The sequence below is a fragment of the Streptomyces sp. B5E4 genome (assembly GCF_039871555.1).
Classification (GTDB): Bacteria; Actinomycetota; Actinomycetes; order Streptomycetales; family Streptomycetaceae; genus Streptomyces.
On record NZ_JBDPMI010000020.1, the window covers coordinates 77,540 to 95,439 of the forward strand.

Below are 17,900 nucleotides of genomic sequence, written 5' to 3' on the forward strand. Positions count from 1 at the left end.
CCGTATGCGGCGATCACGCCGAGCGGGTCGACCGGGGAGGGGACGTACCAGATGACCGAGCCGGACGCGGGTGCGGGCCCCGGCCCGGATCCGGTCCCGGACCGGGACCCGGGACCGGGGCGCAGAGGCGGCGTGCTCGGCCGGCTGCAGCGCGCCCGGCGCATGAGCGGGCCCGAGCGCTGGCGGCAGTACACCGTCTCCACCATGTACTTCCTCGCGCTCTTCGAGGCGGTGCTGATCGGTGTATGGCTGAGCAACACCCGCGACGACATGGGCGCGGTACCGTTCGCCGTCGTCGCCGTGCTGCTCCTCGCGCACCTCACGATGCAGGTGAAGCTCTCCCTGACCGCCCCGTTTTTCGGCGCCGCGGGGCCCACCGACCGGCTGGTCGCCCTGCACCTCGCCGTCGTCTCGGCGCTGCTGGCCGCCGCCCTCGCGCTGCGCGCGACGGACCGGCTGGACCCGGCGGAGCTGGGGCCGTTCCTGGTGTGGGTGCTCATGTTCGCCGCCGGGCCCCTGGTGCTGGCGCTGCCGCTGCGGCGCGGCGGGGTGGTCGTCGCGGCGCTGTGCGCCGGGACCCTGCTGGCCGCGCTGGTGGTCGGGCCGCGCGAGAAGTGGCTGCTCGTCACCGCTGTCACCACGGCGCTGGGCGCGCCGTTCATGGGCGCCACCTACCGGTCCTCGGCGTGGGGCGTGAAGCTCGTCGACGAACTCGACGCCGCCCGCGCCGTGCAGGCCCGGCTGGCCGTCGCCGAGGAACGGCTGCGCTTCGGCCGCGACCTGCACGACGTACTGGGGCGCAACCTCGCCGTCATGGCGCTCAAGAGCGAGCTGGCCGTCCAACTGGCGCAGCGCGGCCGGCCCGAGGCCGCGGACCAGATGGCCGAGGTGCAGCGCGTCGCGCAGGAGTCGCAGCGCGAGATCCGCGCGGTCGTACGGGGCTACCGCGCCGCCGACCTGCGCGCCGAGCTGGCCGGTGCCCGCGCGGTGCTGCGCGCGGCCGGCGTCGACTGCGAGGTGGACGAAGGGGACCTGGCGGCTCCGGGCGCACGCGGGGAGGTGCCGGAGCGGGTGCAGTCGGCGCTCGCGTGGGTGGTCCGCGAGGGGACGACGAACGTGCTGCGGCACGCGGACGCCCGTACGTGCACGGTGTCGCTCCGGGCCGCGGACGGCGTGGCCGCACTCGTCATGGAGAACGACGGCGCCCCCGACTCCGAGCCCGGCACACCCGCCGACGGCGCCGGACTGACCGGGCTGCGCGAGCGGCTGGCGGCCGTGGGCGGCACCCTGAGCGCACAGCGCAGGACCGGCGGGCGGTTCCGGCTGGCGGCGCGTATCGACCTGGAGGCGTCGTGATCCGAGTCCTGCTCGCCGACGACGAGCACCTGATCCGCGGCGCGCTGGCCGCGCTGCTGGCGCTGGAGGACGACCTCACGGTCGTCGCCGAGGCGGCGGGCGGCGACGAGGCGCTGGCCATGGCCCGCGCCCATCAGCCGGACGTCGCCGTGCTGGACCTGCAGATGCCGGGGCTCGACGGCGTCGCCGTGGCGGCCTCGCTGCGTACGGCGGCACCCGGCTGCGCGGCGATGATCGTCACCAGCCACGGCCGCCCGGGTGCCCTGAAGCAGGCGCTGTCCGCGGGTGTGCGGGGCTTCGTGCCGAAGACGGTCTCGGCGCAGCGGCTGGCGGAGGTGATCCGCACGGTGCACGCGGGCGGCCGGTACGTCGACCCGGAGCTGGCGGCGGACGCCATCGCGGCGGGCGACTCCCCGCTGACGCCGCGGGAGGCGGAGGTCCTGGAGCTGGCGGCGGACGGCGCCCCGGTCTCGGACATCGCCCGCCGCGCCTCGCTGACACCGGGGACGGTGCGGAACTACCTGTCGTCGGCCATGACGAAGCTCGACGCGGAGAACCGCCACGCGGCGGCCCGCGTGGCGAGGGAACGCGGCTGGCTGTGAGGCGAGCGCCGCCACCGCATGCCGACCACCCGCCCCCGTATCGCCTCACTCCGCGGCCGGTCCGCGGCTTCGGTACGCGGGTATAGTGGGAAACCGCCCCAAGAGGCGTGCGGACGTAGCTCAGTTGGTAGAGCACCACCTTGCCAAGGTGGGGGTCGCGAGTTCGAGTCTCGTCGTCCGCTCCACGCACCGGCACCCCGGCCTCTTCGCGCGTCCGCCGCGGCACAACACGCAAGACCCCCGGCGCTGCCCGGGGGGCCGCCCCTTTCTGTGCCAGGATCAGGGGTGCCATGACTGCGACCACAGCTAGTACCGCATCCGCGCCCGCCCCCGCCGGCGCCGCGCCCGCGTCTGCGCCCGAGCCCGCGGCGCTGCACGGGCCAGTCCTCCAGTGGTTCCACGAGCACGCCCGCGACCTGCCGTGGCGCCGGCCGGAAGCCGGTCCCTGGGGCGTCATGGTCAGCGAGTTCATGCTGCAGCAGACGCCGGTGAGCCGCGTGCTCCCCGTCTACACGCAGTGGGTGAAGCGCTGGCCCCGCCCCGCCGACCTGGCCGCCGAGGCGCCCGGTGAGGCCGTCCGCGCCTGGGGCCGGCTCGGCTACCCGCGCCGTGCACTGCGCCTGCACGCCGCCGCCACCGCGATAAAGGAGCGGCACAACGGCGACGTGCCCAAGCGGCACGCGCAGCTCCTCGCACTGCCCGGCATCGGCGAGTACACCGCCGCCGCCGTGGCCTCCTTCGCGTACGGGCAGCGGCACGCCGTGCTCGACACCAACGTCCGCCGGGTCTACGCCCGGCTGGTCGGCGGCACCGAGTTCCCGCCCGGGGCGACGACCGCCGTGGAGCGCCGCGTCGCGCGCGAGCTGCTGCCGGACGAGGACGCCGAGGCGGCCCGCTGGGGCGCCGCGACGATGGAACTGGGCGCGCTCGTCTGTACGGCCCGCAAGCCCGACTGCGGCAACTGCCCGGTGGCGACGCTCTGCGCCTGGCGGCTCGCGGGACACCCGGCGCACGCGGGCCCGCCGCGGCGCACGCAGACGTACGCCGGGACGGACCGCCAGGTGCGCGGCCGGCTGCTGGCCGTCCTGCGGGACGCGGACGGGCCGGTGCCGCAGCAGCGGCTCGACGCCGTCTGGCACGAGCCCGTACAGCGGGCGCGGGCGCTGGACGGCCTGGTGTCGGACGGGCTGGTGGAGCCGCTGGCGGACGGGCTGTACCGGCTGCCGCAGGGCTGACGCCGCCGCCTGCCGCCCCCGGGCAGCGGGCAGCGGCGGGGCCACCCGGTATCTGCCGACGGGGATGCCCCGACGGGCTCCACCGCCGCAGCACGCCCCGCAATCCGGCACCCGCCGGCCCCGTGGTGCGCCGGCCCGTCCCGCCGGCGCGGGCAACCGACCGCGCGCGCCGGAGGCGACCCCGCGGCGTCAGGCCCAGGGCTTGCTGTGATCCAGTCCGCCCTCCTGCCGCTGCGTCAGCGAGTACCAGTTGCCGCTGTCGTCGCGGAAGATCGCCTCGATCCCGTACGGCCGCTCCTGCGGCTCCTGGACGAAGTCGACGCCGCGGGCCCGCAGCTTCTCGTACGTCGCCCGGCAGTCGTCGGTGTGGAACGCGCCGGCGCCCAGCACGCCCTTGTCGACGAGCGTCGTCAGCGCCTCCGCCGACTCCGGGTCGAGGCCGGGTCCCGTGGTCCGCATGAGGGCCAGCATGACGTCCGGCTGGCCGGGGACGCCGACCGTGATCCAGCGCACGCCCTCGCCCATCTCGATGTCGTCGCGGATCTCGAAGCCGAGCTTGTCGGCGAAGAAGTCGCGGCTGCGCTCCTGGTCGGTGGTCCACACGGTGGTGATGGCCAGGTTCGTGATCATGACGTTCTCCCTGGTGGGGTGGTGCTTCGGTACTGCGGCCACCGTAGGCAGGGGCGCCCTCAGCCCGCTTCCTCAGAGTTGCGCTCCCTGCTCCGCGGGTCGAACCCGCCGGCCCACAGCAGCGCGAAGCAGCCGGGTATGAGCGCGGTCCCGCGGCCCACGTGCGCATCGCGGTACGCGCTCGGAGGGAGGCCCGTACGCCGCTTGAAGCTGGCGGAGAACGTGCCGAGGGAGGAGAAGCCGACCAGGTGGCAGATCTCCGTGACGGCGAGGTTGCACGTACGCAGGTGCTCGGCGCGCTCCAGGCGGCGGCGCGTCAGGTACTGCCCGGGGGTCTCGCCGTAGGCGGCCTTGAAGGCGCGGATGAAGTGATACCGGGAGTAACCGGCGTGCGTCGCCACCGCGTCCAGGTCGAGGGCCGGGTCGGCCCAGTCGCGGTCCATGGCGTCCTTGGCGCTGCGAAGAGCGCGCAGGTCGGGGCGAAGCACTCTTCGAGCATGGCACGCCCCACCGACAACGGGCCCGCCGCGCATGCCGCCCCGCCGCCCGACGCCCCGCGGCCCCCGTCTGCGTACGCCGCCGGCCTTCCGGCCCGTACGCACACAGAAGGGCCGCGCGCCCCCGGCCCGCTACTGCGGGAGGCGCGCGGCCCGTCCTCGGGGCCCCGGTCCGCTCAGACCTTCACCGGGGCCTCCGCCTCCGCTTGCGCGGAGTCCGGACCGGCGTCCCCGGCCGGTCCGGCGTCATCCTTCGCCGGGGCGGCCCCGCGCAGCGGGACCTCCCTGACGAACCAGGCGGCGAGGAACCCGAGTGCCGCGATCGCCGCTCCCCAGAGGAAGACCTGGTGGGTGCCGTTCGAGACGGCGTTCAGGTACGCCTCCCTGATCTGCGTCGGCAGTTGCTCGATCCGCTCCGGGGTCAACTGCCCGCCGCTGCCCGCCGCCTTCCCGCCCGCGGGACCGGCCTCCTCGGCCATCGTGTCGGCGACCCGCCTGCTGAAGACGGCGCCCATCAGCGCGACGCCGAAGGAGCCGCCGATGGTGCGGGTCAGGGTGATCGTGGAGCTGCCGGCGCCCATGTCGCGCATCTCCAGGCTGTTCTGCCCGACGAGCATCGACATCTGGATCATGAAGCCCAGGCCGGCGCCCATCACGGCCATGTAGAGCCCGGAGGTCAGGCGGGAGGTGTCGGTGTCCATCGTGGACAGCAGGTACATCCCGGCGATCAGGGCGGCGCCGCCGATGATCGGGTAGATCTTGTAGCGCCCGGTCCTGGTCGTGGCCCGGCCGACGAAGAGCGAGACGATCATGACCGGCAGCATCATCGGCAGGAGCAGCAGGCCGGAGTTGGTGGCCGAGGCGCCCTGGACGCTCTGCTGGAACAGCGGCAGGAAGGTCACGCCCCCGAACATCACGAAGCCGACGATGAAGCCGATCACGTTCATCAGCGTGAAGTTGGGGTTGCGGAAGATACGCAGCGGGATGATCGGTTCTGCGGCGCGGGTCTCGGCCCAGCCGAAGGCGGCCAGCGAGGCGGCGCCGAGCACGGCCAGGCCGACGATCTGCGCCGACCCCCAGTCGTACTCCGTACCGCCCCAGGAGGTCACCAGCACCAGTGCCGTCAGCCCGATGGAGAGCAGGGCGGCGCCGGTGTAGTCCACGCGCGCCTTGACGCGCTTCTTCGGCAGGTGCAGCACGGTGGAGATGACGAAGAGGGCGACCGCACCGAGCGGCAGGTTGATGTAGAAGGCCCAGCGCCAGCCGAGGTGGTCGGTGATCGTCCCGCCCACCAGCGGGCCGCCGATGGTGGCGATGCCCATGACGGCGGCCATCATGCCCTGGTACCGGCCGCGTTCGCGGGGCGGTACCAGGTCGCCGATGATCGCCATCACGCCGACGATGAGACCGCCGCCGCCCAGGCCCTGGACCGCGCGGAAGGCGATGAGCTGACCCATGTCCTGGGCCATGCCGGACAGGGCGGAGCCGATCAGGAAGAGGACTATCGAGGACATGAAGATGCCCTTGCGGCCATAGAGGTCGCCGAACTTGCCCCACAGCGGCGTGGAGACGGCGATGGCCAGGGTGTACGCGGTGACCACCCAGGCGAGGTGGTTCAGGCCGCCGAGCTCGCCGACGATCGTGGGCATCGCGGTGCCGACGATCAGGTTGTCGAGCATCGCGAGCATCATCGTGATCATCAGGCCGAGCATGATCACTCTGATGTTCCGCGGCGGCGCTGGAACCGCCTCCTGATCCTTGTCCGCCATGACCCCTCTCCCTACTTACTTGCCGCCCGGCTAGTGGGTACGATGTGAACGTACGCCGCTACTTGCCGGGCGTCAAGTAAGCATCTGACGGAAGCAGGGATCATGGTCACGACCAGGAGTGACACCAGCCAGCGCATTCAGGACGTGGCGCTGGAGCTCTTCGCCGACAAGGGCTACGACAAGACTTCCCTGCGCGAGATCGCCGAACGGCTCGACGTCACCAAGGCCGCGCTGTACTACCACTTCAAGACCAAGGAAGACATCCTCGTCAGCCTGGTCGAGGACCACTTCGGGCGGGTCGACGAGCTGATCGCCTGGGGGCGGACCCAGCCGGCCACGCTGGAGACCCGGCTGGAGCTGCTGGCGCGCTACAGCACGCTGCTCGCCGGCGGCGACACGCTCTTCCGGTTCATGCAGGAGAACCAGGCGAGCATCCGCGACCTGAGCCTCGGCGAGACCTTCAAGGCGCGCATGGGCGACATCGTCGGAATGCTCCGCGACGAGGACGCCGACCTGAGGGACCAGGCCCGCAGCATCGCGGCGATCTTCACCATGCACGCGGGGATGTTCGCCCTGGACGACGCCAAGGGCGACCCGGAGGAGAAGCGGCTCGCCTGCCTGGAGGTCGCGCAGGAACTGGTGACGTCCGCGTACAAGGGCTGACCGCCGGCGCCCGCAGCGCCGGGCCCCGAGTCGTACGGGGCCGTCTCGTGCACACCCGTAGGCGCCTGTACGCGCCCGGGGCACCCGGCCCGTACACGCAGAGCCGCCCCGGACCACACGGTCCGGGGCGGCTCTGTGTCGTGCGTCGGAAGCCGAGCCGCTACGGGCTCACGCCTCCTTGCTCAGGTTCGGGCCCGCGCCGCCCGCGGCGGCGTCGACCGGCGGGGCGTCGGGCAGCGCCGACTTCTCCTCGCCGCGGAAGGTGAACGTCGCGTCGTCACCCTCGCCCTCGATGTCGACCACCACGATGTGGCCCGGGCGCAGCTCGCCGAAGAGGATCTTCTCCGAGAGCACGTCCTCGATCTCCCGCTGGATCGCGCGGCGCAGCGGCCGGGCGCCCAGCACCGGGTCGAAGCCCCGCTTGGACAGCAGGTCCTTGGCCTCGGTGGAGAGCTCGATGGCCATGTCGCGGTCCTTGAGCCGGTTGTCCAGCTCGGCCAGCCGCAGGTCGACGATCTCGATGATGTCGTCCCTGGTGAGCTGGTGGAAGACCACGATGTCGTCCACACGGTTGAGGAACTCCGGCCGGAAGTGCTGCTTGAGCTCCTCGCTGACCTTGGACTTCATCCGCTCGTAGCCGGACTTGACGTCGCCCCCGGCGGCGAACCCCAGGCCGAAGCCCTTGGAGATGTCCTTGGTGCCGAGGTTGGTCGTCATGATGATGATCGTGTTCTTGAAGTCCACGACCCGGCCCTGGGAGTCGGTCAGGCGACCGTCCTCCAGGATCTGCAGCAGCGAGTTGAAGATGTCCGGGTGGGCCTTCTCGACCTCGTCGAAGAGGACGACCGAGAACGGCTTCCGGCGCACCTTCTCCGTGAGCTGACCGCCCTCCTCGTACCCGACGTAGCCGGGCGGGGAGCCGAACAGCCGCGAGACGGTGTGCTTCTCGCTGAACTCCGACATGTCGAGCTGGATGAGCGCGTCCTCGTCACCGAAGAGGAACTCCGCCAGCGTCTTCGACAGCTCCGTCTTACCGACGCCGGACGGGCCGGCGAAGATGAACGAACCGCCGGGGCGCTTCGGGTCCTTCAGGCCCGCCCGCGTACGCCGGATGGCCTGGGAGAGCGCCTTGATGGCGTCCTCCTGCCCGATGACGCGCTTGTGCAGCTCGTCCTCCATGCGCAGCAGCCGCGAGGACTCCTCCTCGGTCAGCTTGAAGACCGGGATGCCGGTGGCGGTGGCCAGGACCTCGGCGATGAGCTCCTCGTCCACCTCGGCGACGACGTCCATGTCGCCGGCCTTCCACTCCTTCTCCCGCTGCGCCTTCTGCGCCAGGAGCTGCTTCTCCTTGTCGCGCAGGCCGGCGGCCAGCTCGAAGTCCTGCGAGTCGATCGCGGACTCCTTCTCGCGCCGCACGTCGGCGATCTTCTCGTCGAACTCCCGCAGGTCCGGCGGCGCGGTCATCCGGCGGATGCGCATGCGCGAGCCCGCCTCGTCGATCAGGTCGATCGCCTTGTCCGGAAGGAAGCGGTCGGAGATGTACCGGTCGGCGAGCTGGGCCGCGGCGACCAGGGCGGCGTCCGTGATGGACACCCGGTGGTGCGCCTCGTACCGGTCGCGCAGACCCTTGAGGATCTCGATGGTGTGCTGCAGCGACGGCTCCGCGACCTGGATCGGCTGGAAGCGGCGCTCCAGGGCCGCGTCCTTCTCCAGGTGCTTGCGGTACTCGTCGAGCGTGGTGGCGCCGATGGTCTGCAGCTCGCCGCGGGCCAGCATCGGCTTGAGGATGCTCGCCGCGTCGATCGCGCCCTCGGCGGCCCCCGCGCCCACCAGGGTGTGCAGCTCGTCGATGAACAGGATGATGTCGCCGCGGGTGCGGATCTCCTTGAGCACCTTCTTCAGGCGCTCCTCGAAGTCACCGCGGTAGCGGGAGCCCGCGACCAGGGCGCCGAGGTCCAGGGTGTAGAGGTGCTTGTCCTTCAGCGTCTCGGGCACCTCGCCCTTGACGATGGCCTGCGCCAGTCCCTCGACGACGGCGGTCTTGCCGACGCCGGGCTCGCCGATGAGGACGGGGTTGTTCTTCGTCCGGCGGGACAGCACCTGCATGACCCGCTCGATCTCCTTCTCGCGCCCGATGACCGGGTCGAGCTTGGACTCGCGGGCGGCCTGCGTGAGGTTCCGTCCGAACTGGTCGAGCACCAGGGACGTCGACGGCGTGCCCTCGGCGGGGCCGCCGGCCGTGGCGGTCTCCTTGCCGCCCTGGTAGCCGGAGAGCAGCTGGATGACCTGCTGCCGCACCCGGTTCAGGTCGGCGCCCAGCTTCACGAGGACCTGGGCGGCGACGCCCTCGCCCTCGCGGATGAGGCCGAGCAGGATGTGCTCCGTACCGATGTAGTTGTGCCCGAGCTGAAGGGCCTCGCGGAGCGACAGCTCCAGGACCTTCTTCGCCCGGGGCGTGAAGGGGATGTGGCCGGACGGGGCCTGCTGGCCCTGGCCGATGATCTCCTCCACCTGCTGGCGGACCGCCTCGAGCGAGATCCCGAGGCTCTCCAGGGCCTTTGCGGCGACACCCTCACCCTCGTGGATCAGGCCCAGGAGGATGTGCTCGGTGCCGATGTAGTTGTGGTTGAGCATCCGGGCTTCTTCCTGAGCCAGGACGACAACCCGCCGCGCGCGGTCGGTGAACCTCTCGAACATCGTTAATCGCTCCTCAGAGCGGTCAGGCAGATCGGGGACGTTCCCCTCCCTGTCCTTCCGCAGCTTAGTCCCGCAAGCGGGGACCGCTCATTCCAACTGCCGACACCCGGACGCTGACTCCGTCAGTCTCCTGCACCGGGCATCCGACTACTGCTCCAACCCGATGGTGCGAGACGATGTTCCCGCAGGCCAGGCGAATACTCTCAATGCCGCTACGCCCATGGCGAACGCCGCCCGCCGACCCTGCCGAAGCCTGCCGAAGCCACCGCTCTCACCAGCACCACTAGCCAAGTCTTACCCGCGTCATGGGCAGTGCCATCAGATTTTCCGGCCTCTTCACTGCGCTGACGGCGAACACGGTGGAACGCCTGTGGACGCTGATGCGGGGAAGAAGTAACGCGCTATGCGACCGGGATGACACATGTCGTAACCAACGCGGGTGCGACCCCGTTGCTCACGGTGTGACCGGCCCCGTGATCCCGCGCCAGACCGGCCCGCAGGGCAGGCCCGCCCCGGCGGGCGGAAGCGGCGCGCGCGGCCGGAAAGGGCCGGGTGCGGAGGCGGACGGCGAGGCCGCCGCTCAGGCGCCCCCAGCCGGTGTGCTGCCGTCCGGAGCGCTGCGCTGCGACGTGCTGGAGATGCCGTCGGAGGCGGGCTGGGCGGTGCTGCGCCGGCGGCCTGCCACAGGCCCCGTGGGGCTGACCGGCGGCCGCATGCGCTTCCTGATCGCCGAGGGCGGCGCGGCGGAGCTGCCGGGGCTGCTGGACTGGCTGGAGTGGGGCGGCATCCCGCTGGATCTGAGCGCGGCGCCGGCGGCGGTACGGAGCTGGCCGCCGACGCTGTGGCTGCGCCCGCCGGGCCGGGCGGCGCTGGCGCGGCTCCCCGCGGTGCGGCTGCCCGTGGACACGGGGGCCGGCCGCGGGGGCGGAGTCGTGGACGGGGAGGGCGTAGGAGATGACGCCGATGGCGTCGAAGACGTCGTCCGGGACGCTGTCGAAAGGGATGGGGACAGGGGGTACGCGGACGGCGATGCCGTGCCGGCGCGGAACCGGGTTACGGACCGGCCGGATCTGGTACGGCTGGTGAGCGCGGCGGCGACGGCCTGCCACCGCCTCGCCCTGAACGTCAGCCGTTCGCCTTTTCGTATGCCTCGCGGATGTTCGCCGGAACACGGCCACGCTCGCTGACCTCGTATCCCTGCTCCTTCGCCCACGCGCGGATCTTCGCCGTGTCCTGGCTGCCGGACGCCCCGCCGCGAGAACGCTTCGTAGCGCGGCCACCCGTCCTGCGGCCGCTCTTCACGTACTGCTCCAGAGCGGAGCGCAGCTTTTCCGCGTTGGCAGTGGTGAGGTCGATCTCGTAGGACTTGCCGTCGAGAGCGAACGTCACGGTCTCGTCTGCCTCACCGCCATCGAGATCATCAACAAGAAGGACCTGTACCTTCTGAGCCACCGGGCTTCCCTTTCATCGGAACAATGTGTGCTGGCGAAAGCAAACCGCTTTTCAGCGAAAAACTCAAACCCTGCCGGAGAACTCGCTCAACAATATCTTCGCGATTCGGACATAGCGCCATCAGAGATGCAGCAGCATCCTGCTGTTGCCGAGGGTGTTGGGCTTCACCCGCTCCAGGTCCAGGAACTCGGCAACGCCCTCGTCATACGAGCGCAGCAGCTCACTGTAGACGTCCTGGTCCACCGGAGTCTCACCGATCTCGACGAAGCCGTGCTTGGCGAAGAAGTCCACTTCGAACGTGAGGCAGAAAATTCGGCTGACACCGAGCCAGCGGGCGGTGTGCAGCAACTTGTCAAGGAGTTGGTGGCCGATGCCGGTGCCCTTGCGGGCCGGATCCACGGCCAGCGTACGCACCTCCGCGAGGTCCTCCCACATCACGTGCAGCGCCCCGCAGCCGACCACCGCGGCGTCCGTGTCGCGCTCGGCGACCCAGAACTCCTGGATGTCCTCGTAAAGCGTCACGGTGGCTTTGTCGAGAAGGATGTCACGGTGCACGTAGGGGTCGAGCAGCCGCCGGATGGCCCGGACATCCGAGGTGCGGGCACGCCGGATGGTGACCCCGTAAGAATCGCTGGGCATGACATGACGCTATCGTCACGTGCTTCCTTCGCCGCCACCGGCTTCGGTGCCACCGGGTGAGTCCAGCGACACGACGCGTAGCGCATCGCGCAGGGCTTCGAGCTGGGCCGGCGACATCATGCCGAAGAACGCGACAAGCGCGGCCGCCGGATTGTCGCTGGCGGCCCACGCCTCGTTCATGAGTGCGGCGGAGTAGGCGGCCCGGGTGGAGACCGCTTCATATCGATAGGCGCGGCCTTCGGGGGCGCGGCGCAGCCAGCCCTTCTGGTGGAGGTTGTCCATTACGGTCATGACGGTGGTGTACGCGAGAGGGCGTTCCTGCCGGAGGTCTTCCAGCACTTCCCGGACCGTGACCGGGCGGTTCCACTCCCACACCCGGGTCATGACCGTGTCTTCGAGCTCTCCCAATGGCCGGACCACGCCAGCACAATACCCACAGGAGCGTGAACAATGGGGCGATTGGGACGGGGAACGGAGCGGCGGGCGTGGCGATTCGGGCGGCGGAGGTGCGCCCGACGCCGGAGTGAGGGGTTACTCCGCGCTACTCGGCGGACTTCTGCTTCGCCGCTTCCGCCTGCGCGAATGCGGCGTCGACGGCGGCGTCTTCCTTGGCCTTGTTGGGCCCGCCCTGGTTCTTGACGATCGTCACGATCATCACGGTGAAGGCGACGGCCATGACGGTCGACGGAAGCAGCGCGGAGAGGTAATCCATGAGAGCCATCCATCGTTGCGGGCTACTGGGCGCGGGCGCCGCGGAGGTGCCGCGGGCTCCAGCGTAGCCCGGCGGGGGTGGCGGGTTTGCGGGAGGGGTGGAGGTGCGCCGGGGACCGGGGCGCACGGGAGCGGGGGCCGGGCCCGTACGGGAGGGCGGAGGTCAGGCCGTACGGGCCGAGTGGGGGCGTAGCAGGTGCTCCGGGCGCGGGGCCGGGCGGCGGCGGGGCGGGAAGACCTCGGCGGGGGTGGGCACGGGCCGGCCCGGGGGCGCGGGCTGCCGCTCCGGGGGGCTCTTCTCGCGCGGCGGGCGCTGCGGCTGCTCGCCGGGCTTGCGGGGCTGCCGGGCCGGGGTGGGCTCCGAGTCCTCGGACCCCTGCGCGGCCCGGGGGGCCCGGCCGCCGGGCAGGGCGCGCAGCGCGGGGCGCGGGAGGAGCGGGGACGGCACGGGCGGCGGCTCCGGCACCGAGGGCCCTGCCGGAGCCGCCGGTGCCGGGGGCACCGTGGGCGCCGACGGCACGGACCGCTCCGGGCGGCGGCCGGGCGGTACCTGGGCGGCCGTCAGCGCCTCACAGCGCCGCAGCAGCCGGCGCCGGCGTTCCGCCACGCCCGAGTCCGCCGGCTCGTCGCACAGGGCGCGCAGCGCGGCCACGTCCGCCTGCCGCGGCGCGTAGCCGGCGGCCAGTGCGTCGTGCAGCAACTCCGCGTAGCCGGAGGCACAGCCGGGGAGCGCGGCGCGGTAGCGGGCGAGGTCGGCGTTACGGAACAGGCGCATCCGGTCCGCCTCGGCCACCGCCTCGTCCAACGCCGCGGCCAGCTCCGTACAGTCCCGTACGACGGCAGCGCGCGGGACCGCCGGCGCGGCGGCCGGCTTCGTTCCGTCACCCCTGGCGGGCCTGGGCAGGCCCCAACTCGACTCGATGGCGATGGCCAGCGCGTCACGCACGACGCGGAGCTCGTCGGCGCTGAGCGCCACACCGCCTCGGGAACCGTATGGCGTAGGCATAATCCGACTTTAGGCCCTGAATGGGGCTTATAGCGCGAAGGCGCGCGGAACGGGCTATCGCCGCGGGCGCGCCGCTGCCGCGTACCCGTCAGGTGGTCGAGACGTTCCGCTCGTAGACCAGGCGGAGGCCGACCAGCGTCAGCCACGGCTCGTGCTCGTCGATCACCGAGGAGTCGGCGAGCATCATCGGCGCCAGCCCGCCCGTCGCGATGACCGTGACCTCGTCCGGGTCGTCGGCCAGCTCCGCCGCCATCCGGTTGACCACGCCGTCGACCTGGCCCGCGAACCCGTAGAGGATGCCGGACTGCATCGCCTCGACCGTGTTCTTGCCGATCACCGAACGCGGCCGGGCCAGCTCGATCTTGCGCAGCTGCGCGCCGCGTACACCCAGCGCCTCCGTGGAGATCTCGATGCCCGGCGCGATGACCCCGCCGACGTACTCGCCGCGCTCGCTGACCGCGTCGAACGTCGTCGCGGTACCGAAGTCGACGACGATGGCCGGGCCGCCGTACAGCTCGGCCGCCGCCAGGGCGTTGATGATCCGGTCGGCACCGACTTCCTTGGGGTTGTCCATCAGCACGGGTACGCCGGTCTTCACGCCCGGCTCGACGAGCACGGAGGGGACGTCGCCGTAGTAGCGGCGGGTGACCTCGCGCAGTTCGTGCAGCACCGAGGGGACGGTGGAGCAGATGGCGATGCCGTTGATGCCGTCGCCCAGCTCCTCGCCGAGCAGCGGGTGCATGCCCATCAGGCCCTGCAGCAGCACCGCCAGTTCGTCGGCGGTGCGGCGTGCGTCGGTGGAGATGCGCCAGTGCTCGACGATCTCCTCGCCGTCGAAGAGGCCGAGGACGGTATGGGTGTTCCCGACGTCGATGGTGAGGAGCATCTAGCCGTCGCCCCCCTCACGCAGGTCGAGGCCGATGTCGAGGATGGGGGTGGAGTGGGTGAGCGCCCCCACGGCCAGGTAGTCGACGCCCGTCTCCGCGTACGCGCGCGCGTTGTCGAGCGTCAGCCGCCCGGAGGACTCCAGCCGGGCGCGGCCGGCGACCAGCGCGACGGCCTCCTCGGTCTCCACGGGCGTGAAGTTGTCCAGCAGGATGAGGTCGGCGCCCGCGTCCACGGCCTCGCGCACCTGGTGCAGGGTGTCCGCCTCCACCTCCACGTCCAGGTCCGGGAACTCGGCCCGTACCAGCCGGAACGCCTCGGCCAGGCCGCCCGCCGCGACCACGTGGTTGTCCTTGACCAGCGCGGCGTCCGACAGCGACATGCGGTGGTTGACGCCGCCGCCGCAGCGCACCGCGTACTTCTCCAGCGCGCGCAGTCCCGGCGTCGTCTTGCGGGTGTCGCGGACCTTCGCGGCGGTGCCCTCCAGGGCGTCGGCCCAGGCGCGGGTGGCGGTGGCGATTCCGGACAGGCGGCAAAGGAGGTTGAGCGCGCTGCGTTCGGCGGTCAGGAGGTCGCGCGTGCGGGTACGGACCGTCAGCAGCGGCTGTCCGGCCGCGACGACGTCGCCGTCCTCCGCGTGCCGCTCGACTTCCATGTCATCAGTACAGACGACGGACAGCACCGCCTCGGTGACGCGCAGGCCGGCGACGACGCCGGCCTCGCGGGCGGTGAAGTCGCCGGTGGCGACGGCGTCTTCCGGGACGGTCGCGACGGTCGTCACGTCCACGCCGTGATCGAGGTCCTCCTCGACGGCGAGGTGGGCGACGTCCTCGACGTAGACGGGGTCGAGGCCCTCGTCGACGAGAAGCTGGGCGAGAGCGGGGTCGAGGCCGCACTCCAGGGGGTCGTGGCCGTACGCCGCGCCGGCAGCACCGTCGCCTGCCCCGCAGCCGCAGGCGTCGCCGCAGCCACCTGCGTCGGCGCCGTCGTCCGGGCCGCCGAGGGGCAGGAGCGTCAGCTCCACGGGCTGGGGTCGGTGGGGCTCTGGGGTGCTGCTCACGGGTTCTCCCGGTGGAAGGCGGTGCCGGCCGTGGTCCGGACGGCGAGTACGGGGTGTGCGGGGTCTTGGGGGCGTACGGGGTCCGCGAGGGCTGCGGGGCCTGCGGGGTTCTCGGCGCGCGCGGGGCTTTCGGGGCGTACGGGGTCGGGGGTCAGGGTGACGAGGAAGTGGCGGGCCCAGCCGGCGTCGTCGCGGTCGGCGTGGTCCTCGCGCCAGTGCGAGCCGCGGGTCTCGGCACGGCGCCTGGCGCACTCGACGAGGACCTGCGCGACGAGCAGCAGGTTGGTCGCCTCCCAGGTCTCCACGCACGGCGCCGCGGGGGCGGGGCGCGCGGTGTCGCGTATCGCGCCCAGTGCCGCGGCGGCCTCGTCCAGGCTGGCGGCGGAGCGCAGGACGCCGGCGCCTGCGGTCATGACGCGCTGGACGTCCGCGCGCGCGTCCTGCGGCAGGAGGGGGATCTCCCGGGGCGGACTCTTCTCCTCCGGCGCGGTCGGCTCCTCCGGTACGGGCGCGGCCGCGACATCCGCCGCGATGCGCTCGGCGAAGACCAGGCCCTCCAGCAGGGAGTTGGACGCCAGCCGGTTCGCGCCGTGCACGCCCGTACAGGCCACCTCGCCGCAGGCGTAGAGGCCCGGGACGCTCGTGCGGCCGCGCAGGTCCGTGACGACGCCGCCGGAGGCGTAGTGGGCCGCGGGGGCGACCGGGACGAGGTCGTGGACCGGGTCGAAGCCGTGGGCGCGGCAGGCCGCGAAGATCGTCGGGAAGCGCTGCTTCCACATCTCCGCGCCGAAGTGCCGCCCGTCGAGGTACATGTGGTCGGCGCCCTGCTCGCGCATGCGCCGCGTGATGCCCTTGGCCACGATGTCGCGCGGCGCCAGCTCCGCCAGCTCGTGCTGCCCCACCATGAACCGCACGCCGTCCGCGTCGACGAGATGGGCGCCCTCGCCCCGTACCGCCTCGGAGACCAGCGGCTGCTGGCCCTGCGCGTCCGGGCCCAGGAACATCACCGTCGGGTGGAACTGCACGAACTCCAGGTCCGACACCTCCGCGCCGGCGCGCAGCGCGAGCGCGACGCCGTCGCCGGTGGAGACGGCCGGGTTGGTGGTGGCGGAGAAGACCTGGCCCATACCGCCGGTGGCGAGTACCACGGCGGGGGCGTGTACGGCGCCCACGCCGTCGCGCGCGCCCTCCCCCATGACGTGCAACGTGACGCCCGCGGCGCGCCCTTCCGCGTCCTTGATCAGATCGAGTACGAGTGCGTGCTCGACGGTTTCGATGCCCGCCTCGCGCACCGCTTCGACCAGCGCGCGGGAGACCTCCGCGCCGGTCGCGTCGCCGCCCGCGTGGGCGATGCGGCGGCGGTGGTGGCCGCCTTCGCGGGTCAGCTCGATGGCGCCGGTGGCGGGGTCGGTGTCGAAGGCGGCGCCGGTGGCGATGAGGCGGCGTACGGCGGCGGGGCCCTCGGTGACGAGGGTGCGTACGGCGTCCTCGTCGCACAGCCCGGCGCCGGCGACGAGGGTGTCGGCGAGGTGCTGCTCGGGGGTGTCGCCGTCGCCGAGGGCCGCGGCGATGCCGCCCTGGGCCCAGCGGGTGGAGCCGTCGTCGAGATTGGCCTTGGTGACGACGGCGACCCGCCGGCCCGCCTCGGCGCAGCGCAGCGCGGCGGTGAGGCCGGCGACGCCGGAGCCGACCACGACGACGTCGGTGTCCAGCACCCAGCCGGGGGCGGGGGCTCCGAGCCGTATCGCGGTCACCTGGCACCTCCGAAGGTGAGGCGGATGTTGTCGATGAGACGGGTGGCGCCGACCTTTGCGGCGACGGCGAGGACGGCCTCGTGGGCGGTGCCGCCCTCCTGTGCCGCACCGGCCGCGTCCTGTGCCGTGCCGTCCGTGACCGGCGTGAAGTCCGCCGGGTCCACCAGGGCGGCGTAGTCCAGCTCCAGCGGGGGCGTCAGCGCACCCGCGTCGTGCAACACAGACTGTGCTGCGGTCAGCGCTTCCCGCGGGCCGCCCGCTGCGGTGCGCGCCGCGAACAGCGCACGCGACAGCGCGAGCGCGGTGCGGCGCTCCGGCGCGGAGAGGTAGACGTTGCGGCTGGACAGCGCGAGCCCGTCCGGCTCGCGGACGGTCGGCACGCCGAGGATCCGTACCGGGAAGTCGAGGTCGCGCACCATCCGCGTGATCAGGGCGAGCTGCTGGGCGTCCTTCTGCCCGTACAGCGCCACGTCCGGCCGCGTGAGGTGCAGCAGTTTGGCGACGACGGTCAGCACGCCGTCGAAGTGCCCCGGGCGGAACGCGCCCTCCAGCCGCTCCCCCATGGGCCCGGCGCTGATGCGCACGTGTGGCTCGCCGCCCGGATACACCTCGCCGGCGGACGGCGCGTAGACGACGTCCGCGCCCTCCTTGCCCGCGAGCAGGACGTCCGCGTCGAGGGTGCGGGGGTAGCGGTCCAGGTCCTCGCCGGGGCCGAACTGCAGCGGGTTGACGAAGACGGTGACCACGACCTGCCCGGACGGGCCCACCTCGGCGCGGGCCGCGCGGACGAGGGCGGCGTGGCCCTCGTGCAGCGCGCCCATGGTCATCACCACGGCGCGCGCCGGGCGTTCGGGCGCTCGACCGGGCGCCTCCGGGGGCTCATGCGCCCCCGGCGGCTCCGGCAGATCCGCGGCTTGGTGTACGAGTAGAGCGGTCATCGTCGC

General features: G+C 72.5%; 18 protein-coding genes and 1 tRNA gene. 6 read left to right on the top strand and 13 right to left on the bottom strand.

Translation table 11 applies throughout. From position 1 onward, the window contains the following. The first annotated feature begins 51 nt into the window (after window positions 1-51). From ABGA99_RS23850 to ABGA99_RS23865, 4 genes are all read left to right on the top strand, one after another. A complete protein-coding gene (locus ABGA99_RS23850) occupies window positions 52-1,356 on the top strand; it encodes a sensor histidine kinase (RefSeq protein ID WP_347574953.1) in 1,305 nt (434 codons plus the stop codon). Then, the gene (locus ABGA99_RS23855) at window positions 1,353-1,958 is read left to right on the top strand and encodes a response regulator transcription factor (RefSeq protein WP_347583400.1); all 606 of its coding nucleotides are present in this window, start codon (window positions 1,353-1,355) and stop codon (window positions 1,956-1,958) included. The genes ABGA99_RS23850 and ABGA99_RS23855 overlap by 4 nt, the downstream gene beginning before the upstream one ends. A gap of 109 nt (window positions 1,959-2,067) precedes the next feature. After that, window positions 2,068-2,143 (top strand) — tRNA-Gly (locus tag ABGA99_RS23860). Between the two features lie 105 nt (window positions 2,144-2,248). After that, entirely contained in the window at window positions 2,249-3,193 is a 945-nt protein-coding gene (locus ABGA99_RS23865) for an A/G-specific adenine glycosylase (RefSeq protein WP_347574951.1), read from the top strand. A gap of 189 nt (window positions 3,194-3,382) precedes the next feature. On the opposite strand, the gene ABGA99_RS23870 is transcribed toward ABGA99_RS23865, so the two are convergent. From ABGA99_RS23870 to ABGA99_RS23880, 3 genes are all read right to left on the bottom strand, one after another. Next, window positions 3,383-3,823, bottom strand: coding sequence for a VOC family protein (locus tag ABGA99_RS23870; protein ID WP_347574950.1), 441 nt, complete (start codon window positions 3,821-3,823; stop codon window positions 3,383-3,385). A gap of 59 nt (window positions 3,824-3,882) precedes the next feature. Then, complete coding sequence (locus tag ABGA99_RS23875) at window positions 3,883-4,266, bottom strand: helix-turn-helix transcriptional regulator (RefSeq protein ID WP_347583408.1); 384 nt, start codon at window positions 4,264-4,266, stop codon at window positions 3,883-3,885. 230 nt (window positions 4,267-4,496) lie between these two features. After that, window positions 4,497-6,089 carry an MDR family MFS transporter gene (locus tag ABGA99_RS23880; RefSeq protein ID WP_347583401.1) on the bottom strand — a complete coding sequence of 531 codons (1,593 nt, stop codon included), beginning with the start codon at window positions 6,087-6,089 and terminating at the stop codon, window positions 4,497-4,499. 102 nt (window positions 6,090-6,191) lie between these two features. Here ABGA99_RS23880 and ABGA99_RS23885 point away from each other — a divergent pair, with 102 nt between their 5' ends. Further along, entirely contained in the window at window positions 6,192-6,752 is a 561-nt protein-coding gene (locus ABGA99_RS23885) for a helix-turn-helix domain-containing protein (RefSeq protein WP_347574948.1), read from the top strand. A 168-nt stretch (window positions 6,753-6,920) separates the two neighbouring features. Here the strand turns inward: ABGA99_RS23885 and ABGA99_RS23890 are convergent, their stop codons facing one another. Continuing rightward, complete coding sequence (locus tag ABGA99_RS23890; RefSeq protein WP_347574947.1) at window positions 6,921-9,449, bottom strand: ATP-dependent Clp protease ATP-binding subunit; 2,529 nt, start codon at window positions 9,447-9,449, stop codon at window positions 6,921-6,923. A 461-nt stretch (window positions 9,450-9,910) separates the two neighbouring features. Here ABGA99_RS23890 and ABGA99_RS23895 point away from each other — a divergent pair, with 461 nt between their 5' ends. Next, window positions 9,911-10,636 (top strand): hypothetical protein, encoded by a 726-nt coding sequence (locus tag ABGA99_RS23895; protein WP_347574946.1) that lies wholly within the window; start codon window positions 9,911-9,913, stop codon window positions 10,634-10,636. Here ABGA99_RS23895 and ABGA99_RS23900 read toward each other — a convergent pair. From ABGA99_RS23900 to panC, 9 genes are all read right to left on the bottom strand, one after another. Next, a complete protein-coding gene (locus ABGA99_RS23900) occupies window positions 10,575-10,901 on the bottom strand; it encodes an Lsr2 family protein (protein WP_027754213.1) in 327 nt (108 codons plus the stop codon). The two genes, ABGA99_RS23895 and ABGA99_RS23900, sit on opposite strands and share 62 nt — an antisense overlap. Window positions 10,902-11,021: 120 nt before the next feature. Next, window positions 11,022-11,540, bottom strand: coding sequence for an amino-acid N-acetyltransferase (locus ABGA99_RS23905; RefSeq protein ID WP_047017129.1), 519 nt, complete (start codon window positions 11,538-11,540; stop codon window positions 11,022-11,024). A gap of 15 nt (window positions 11,541-11,555) precedes the next feature. After that, window positions 11,556-11,960, bottom strand: coding sequence for a BlaI/MecI/CopY family transcriptional regulator (locus ABGA99_RS23910; protein WP_347583402.1), 405 nt, complete (start codon window positions 11,958-11,960; stop codon window positions 11,556-11,558). Window positions 11,961-12,081: 121 nt separating this feature from the next. Then, window positions 12,082-12,252 carry a hypothetical protein gene (locus ABGA99_RS23915; protein WP_018854367.1) on the bottom strand — a complete coding sequence of 57 codons (171 nt, stop codon included), beginning with the start codon at window positions 12,250-12,252 and terminating at the stop codon, window positions 12,082-12,084. Between the two features lie 162 nt (window positions 12,253-12,414). Continuing rightward, on the bottom strand, window positions 12,415-13,227 hold the full coding sequence (locus ABGA99_RS23920) for a hypothetical protein (RefSeq protein ID WP_347583409.1): 813 nt from the start codon (window positions 13,225-13,227) through the stop codon (window positions 12,415-12,417). Window positions 13,228-13,345: 118 nt separating this feature from the next. Next, a complete protein-coding gene (locus tag ABGA99_RS23925; protein ID WP_347574944.1) occupies window positions 13,346-14,143 on the bottom strand; it encodes a type III pantothenate kinase in 798 nt (265 codons plus the stop codon). Next, window positions 14,144-15,166 (bottom strand): carboxylating nicotinate-nucleotide diphosphorylase, encoded by a 1,023-nt coding sequence (gene nadC, locus ABGA99_RS23930; protein ID WP_347583410.1) that lies wholly within the window; start codon window positions 15,164-15,166, stop codon window positions 14,144-14,146. 32 nt (window positions 15,167-15,198) lie between these two features. Next, complete coding sequence (locus tag ABGA99_RS23935) at window positions 15,199-16,956, bottom strand: L-aspartate oxidase (RefSeq protein WP_347574943.1); 1,758 nt, start codon at window positions 16,954-16,956, stop codon at window positions 15,199-15,201. Further along, a complete protein-coding gene (gene panC, locus ABGA99_RS23940) occupies window positions 16,953-17,894 on the bottom strand; it encodes a pantoate--beta-alanine ligase (RefSeq protein WP_347574942.1) in 942 nt (313 codons plus the stop codon). Before panC ends, ABGA99_RS23935 begins: the two co-directional genes overlap by 4 nt. Window positions 17,895-17,900 lie beyond the last annotated feature (6 nt).

Excerpts from the sequence above, each read along its gene's own strand:
- ABGA99_RS23850 (WP_347574953.1), top strand. The coding sequence starts at position 52 with ATGACCGAGCCGGACGCGGGTGCGGGCCCCGGCCCGGATCCGGTCCCG.
- ABGA99_RS23865 (WP_347574951.1), top strand. The coding sequence starts at position 2,249 with ATGACTGCGACCACAGCTAGTACCGCATCCGCGCCCGCCCCCGCCGGC.
- ABGA99_RS23870 (WP_347574950.1), bottom strand. The coding sequence starts at position 3,823 with ATGATCACGAACCTGGCCATCACCACCGTGTGGACCACCGACCAGGAG.
- ABGA99_RS23875 (WP_347583408.1), bottom strand. The coding sequence starts at position 4,266 with ATGGACCGCGACTGGGCCGACCCGGCCCTCGACCTGGACGCGGTGGCG.
- ABGA99_RS23880 (WP_347583401.1), bottom strand. The coding sequence starts at position 6,089 with ATGGCGGACAAGGATCAGGAGGCGGTTCCAGCGCCGCCGCGGAACATC.
- ABGA99_RS23885 (WP_347574948.1), top strand. The coding sequence starts at position 6,192 with ATGGTCACGACCAGGAGTGACACCAGCCAGCGCATTCAGGACGTGGCG.
- ABGA99_RS23890 (WP_347574947.1), bottom strand. The coding sequence starts at position 9,449 with ATGTTCGAGAGGTTCACCGACCGCGCGCGGCGGGTTGTCGTCCTGGCT.
- ABGA99_RS23905 (WP_047017129.1), bottom strand. The coding sequence starts at position 11,540 with ATGCCCAGCGATTCTTACGGGGTCACCATCCGGCGTGCCCGCACCTCG.
- ABGA99_RS23915 (WP_018854367.1), bottom strand. The coding sequence starts at position 12,252 with ATGGATTACCTCTCCGCGCTGCTTCCGTCGACCGTCATGGCCGTCGCC.
- ABGA99_RS23925 (WP_347574944.1), bottom strand. The coding sequence starts at position 14,143 with ATGCTCCTCACCATCGACGTCGGGAACACCCATACCGTCCTCGGCCTC.
- panC (WP_347574942.1), bottom strand. The coding sequence starts at position 17,894 with ATGACCGCTCTACTCGTACACCAAGCCGCGGATCTGCCGGAGCCGCCG.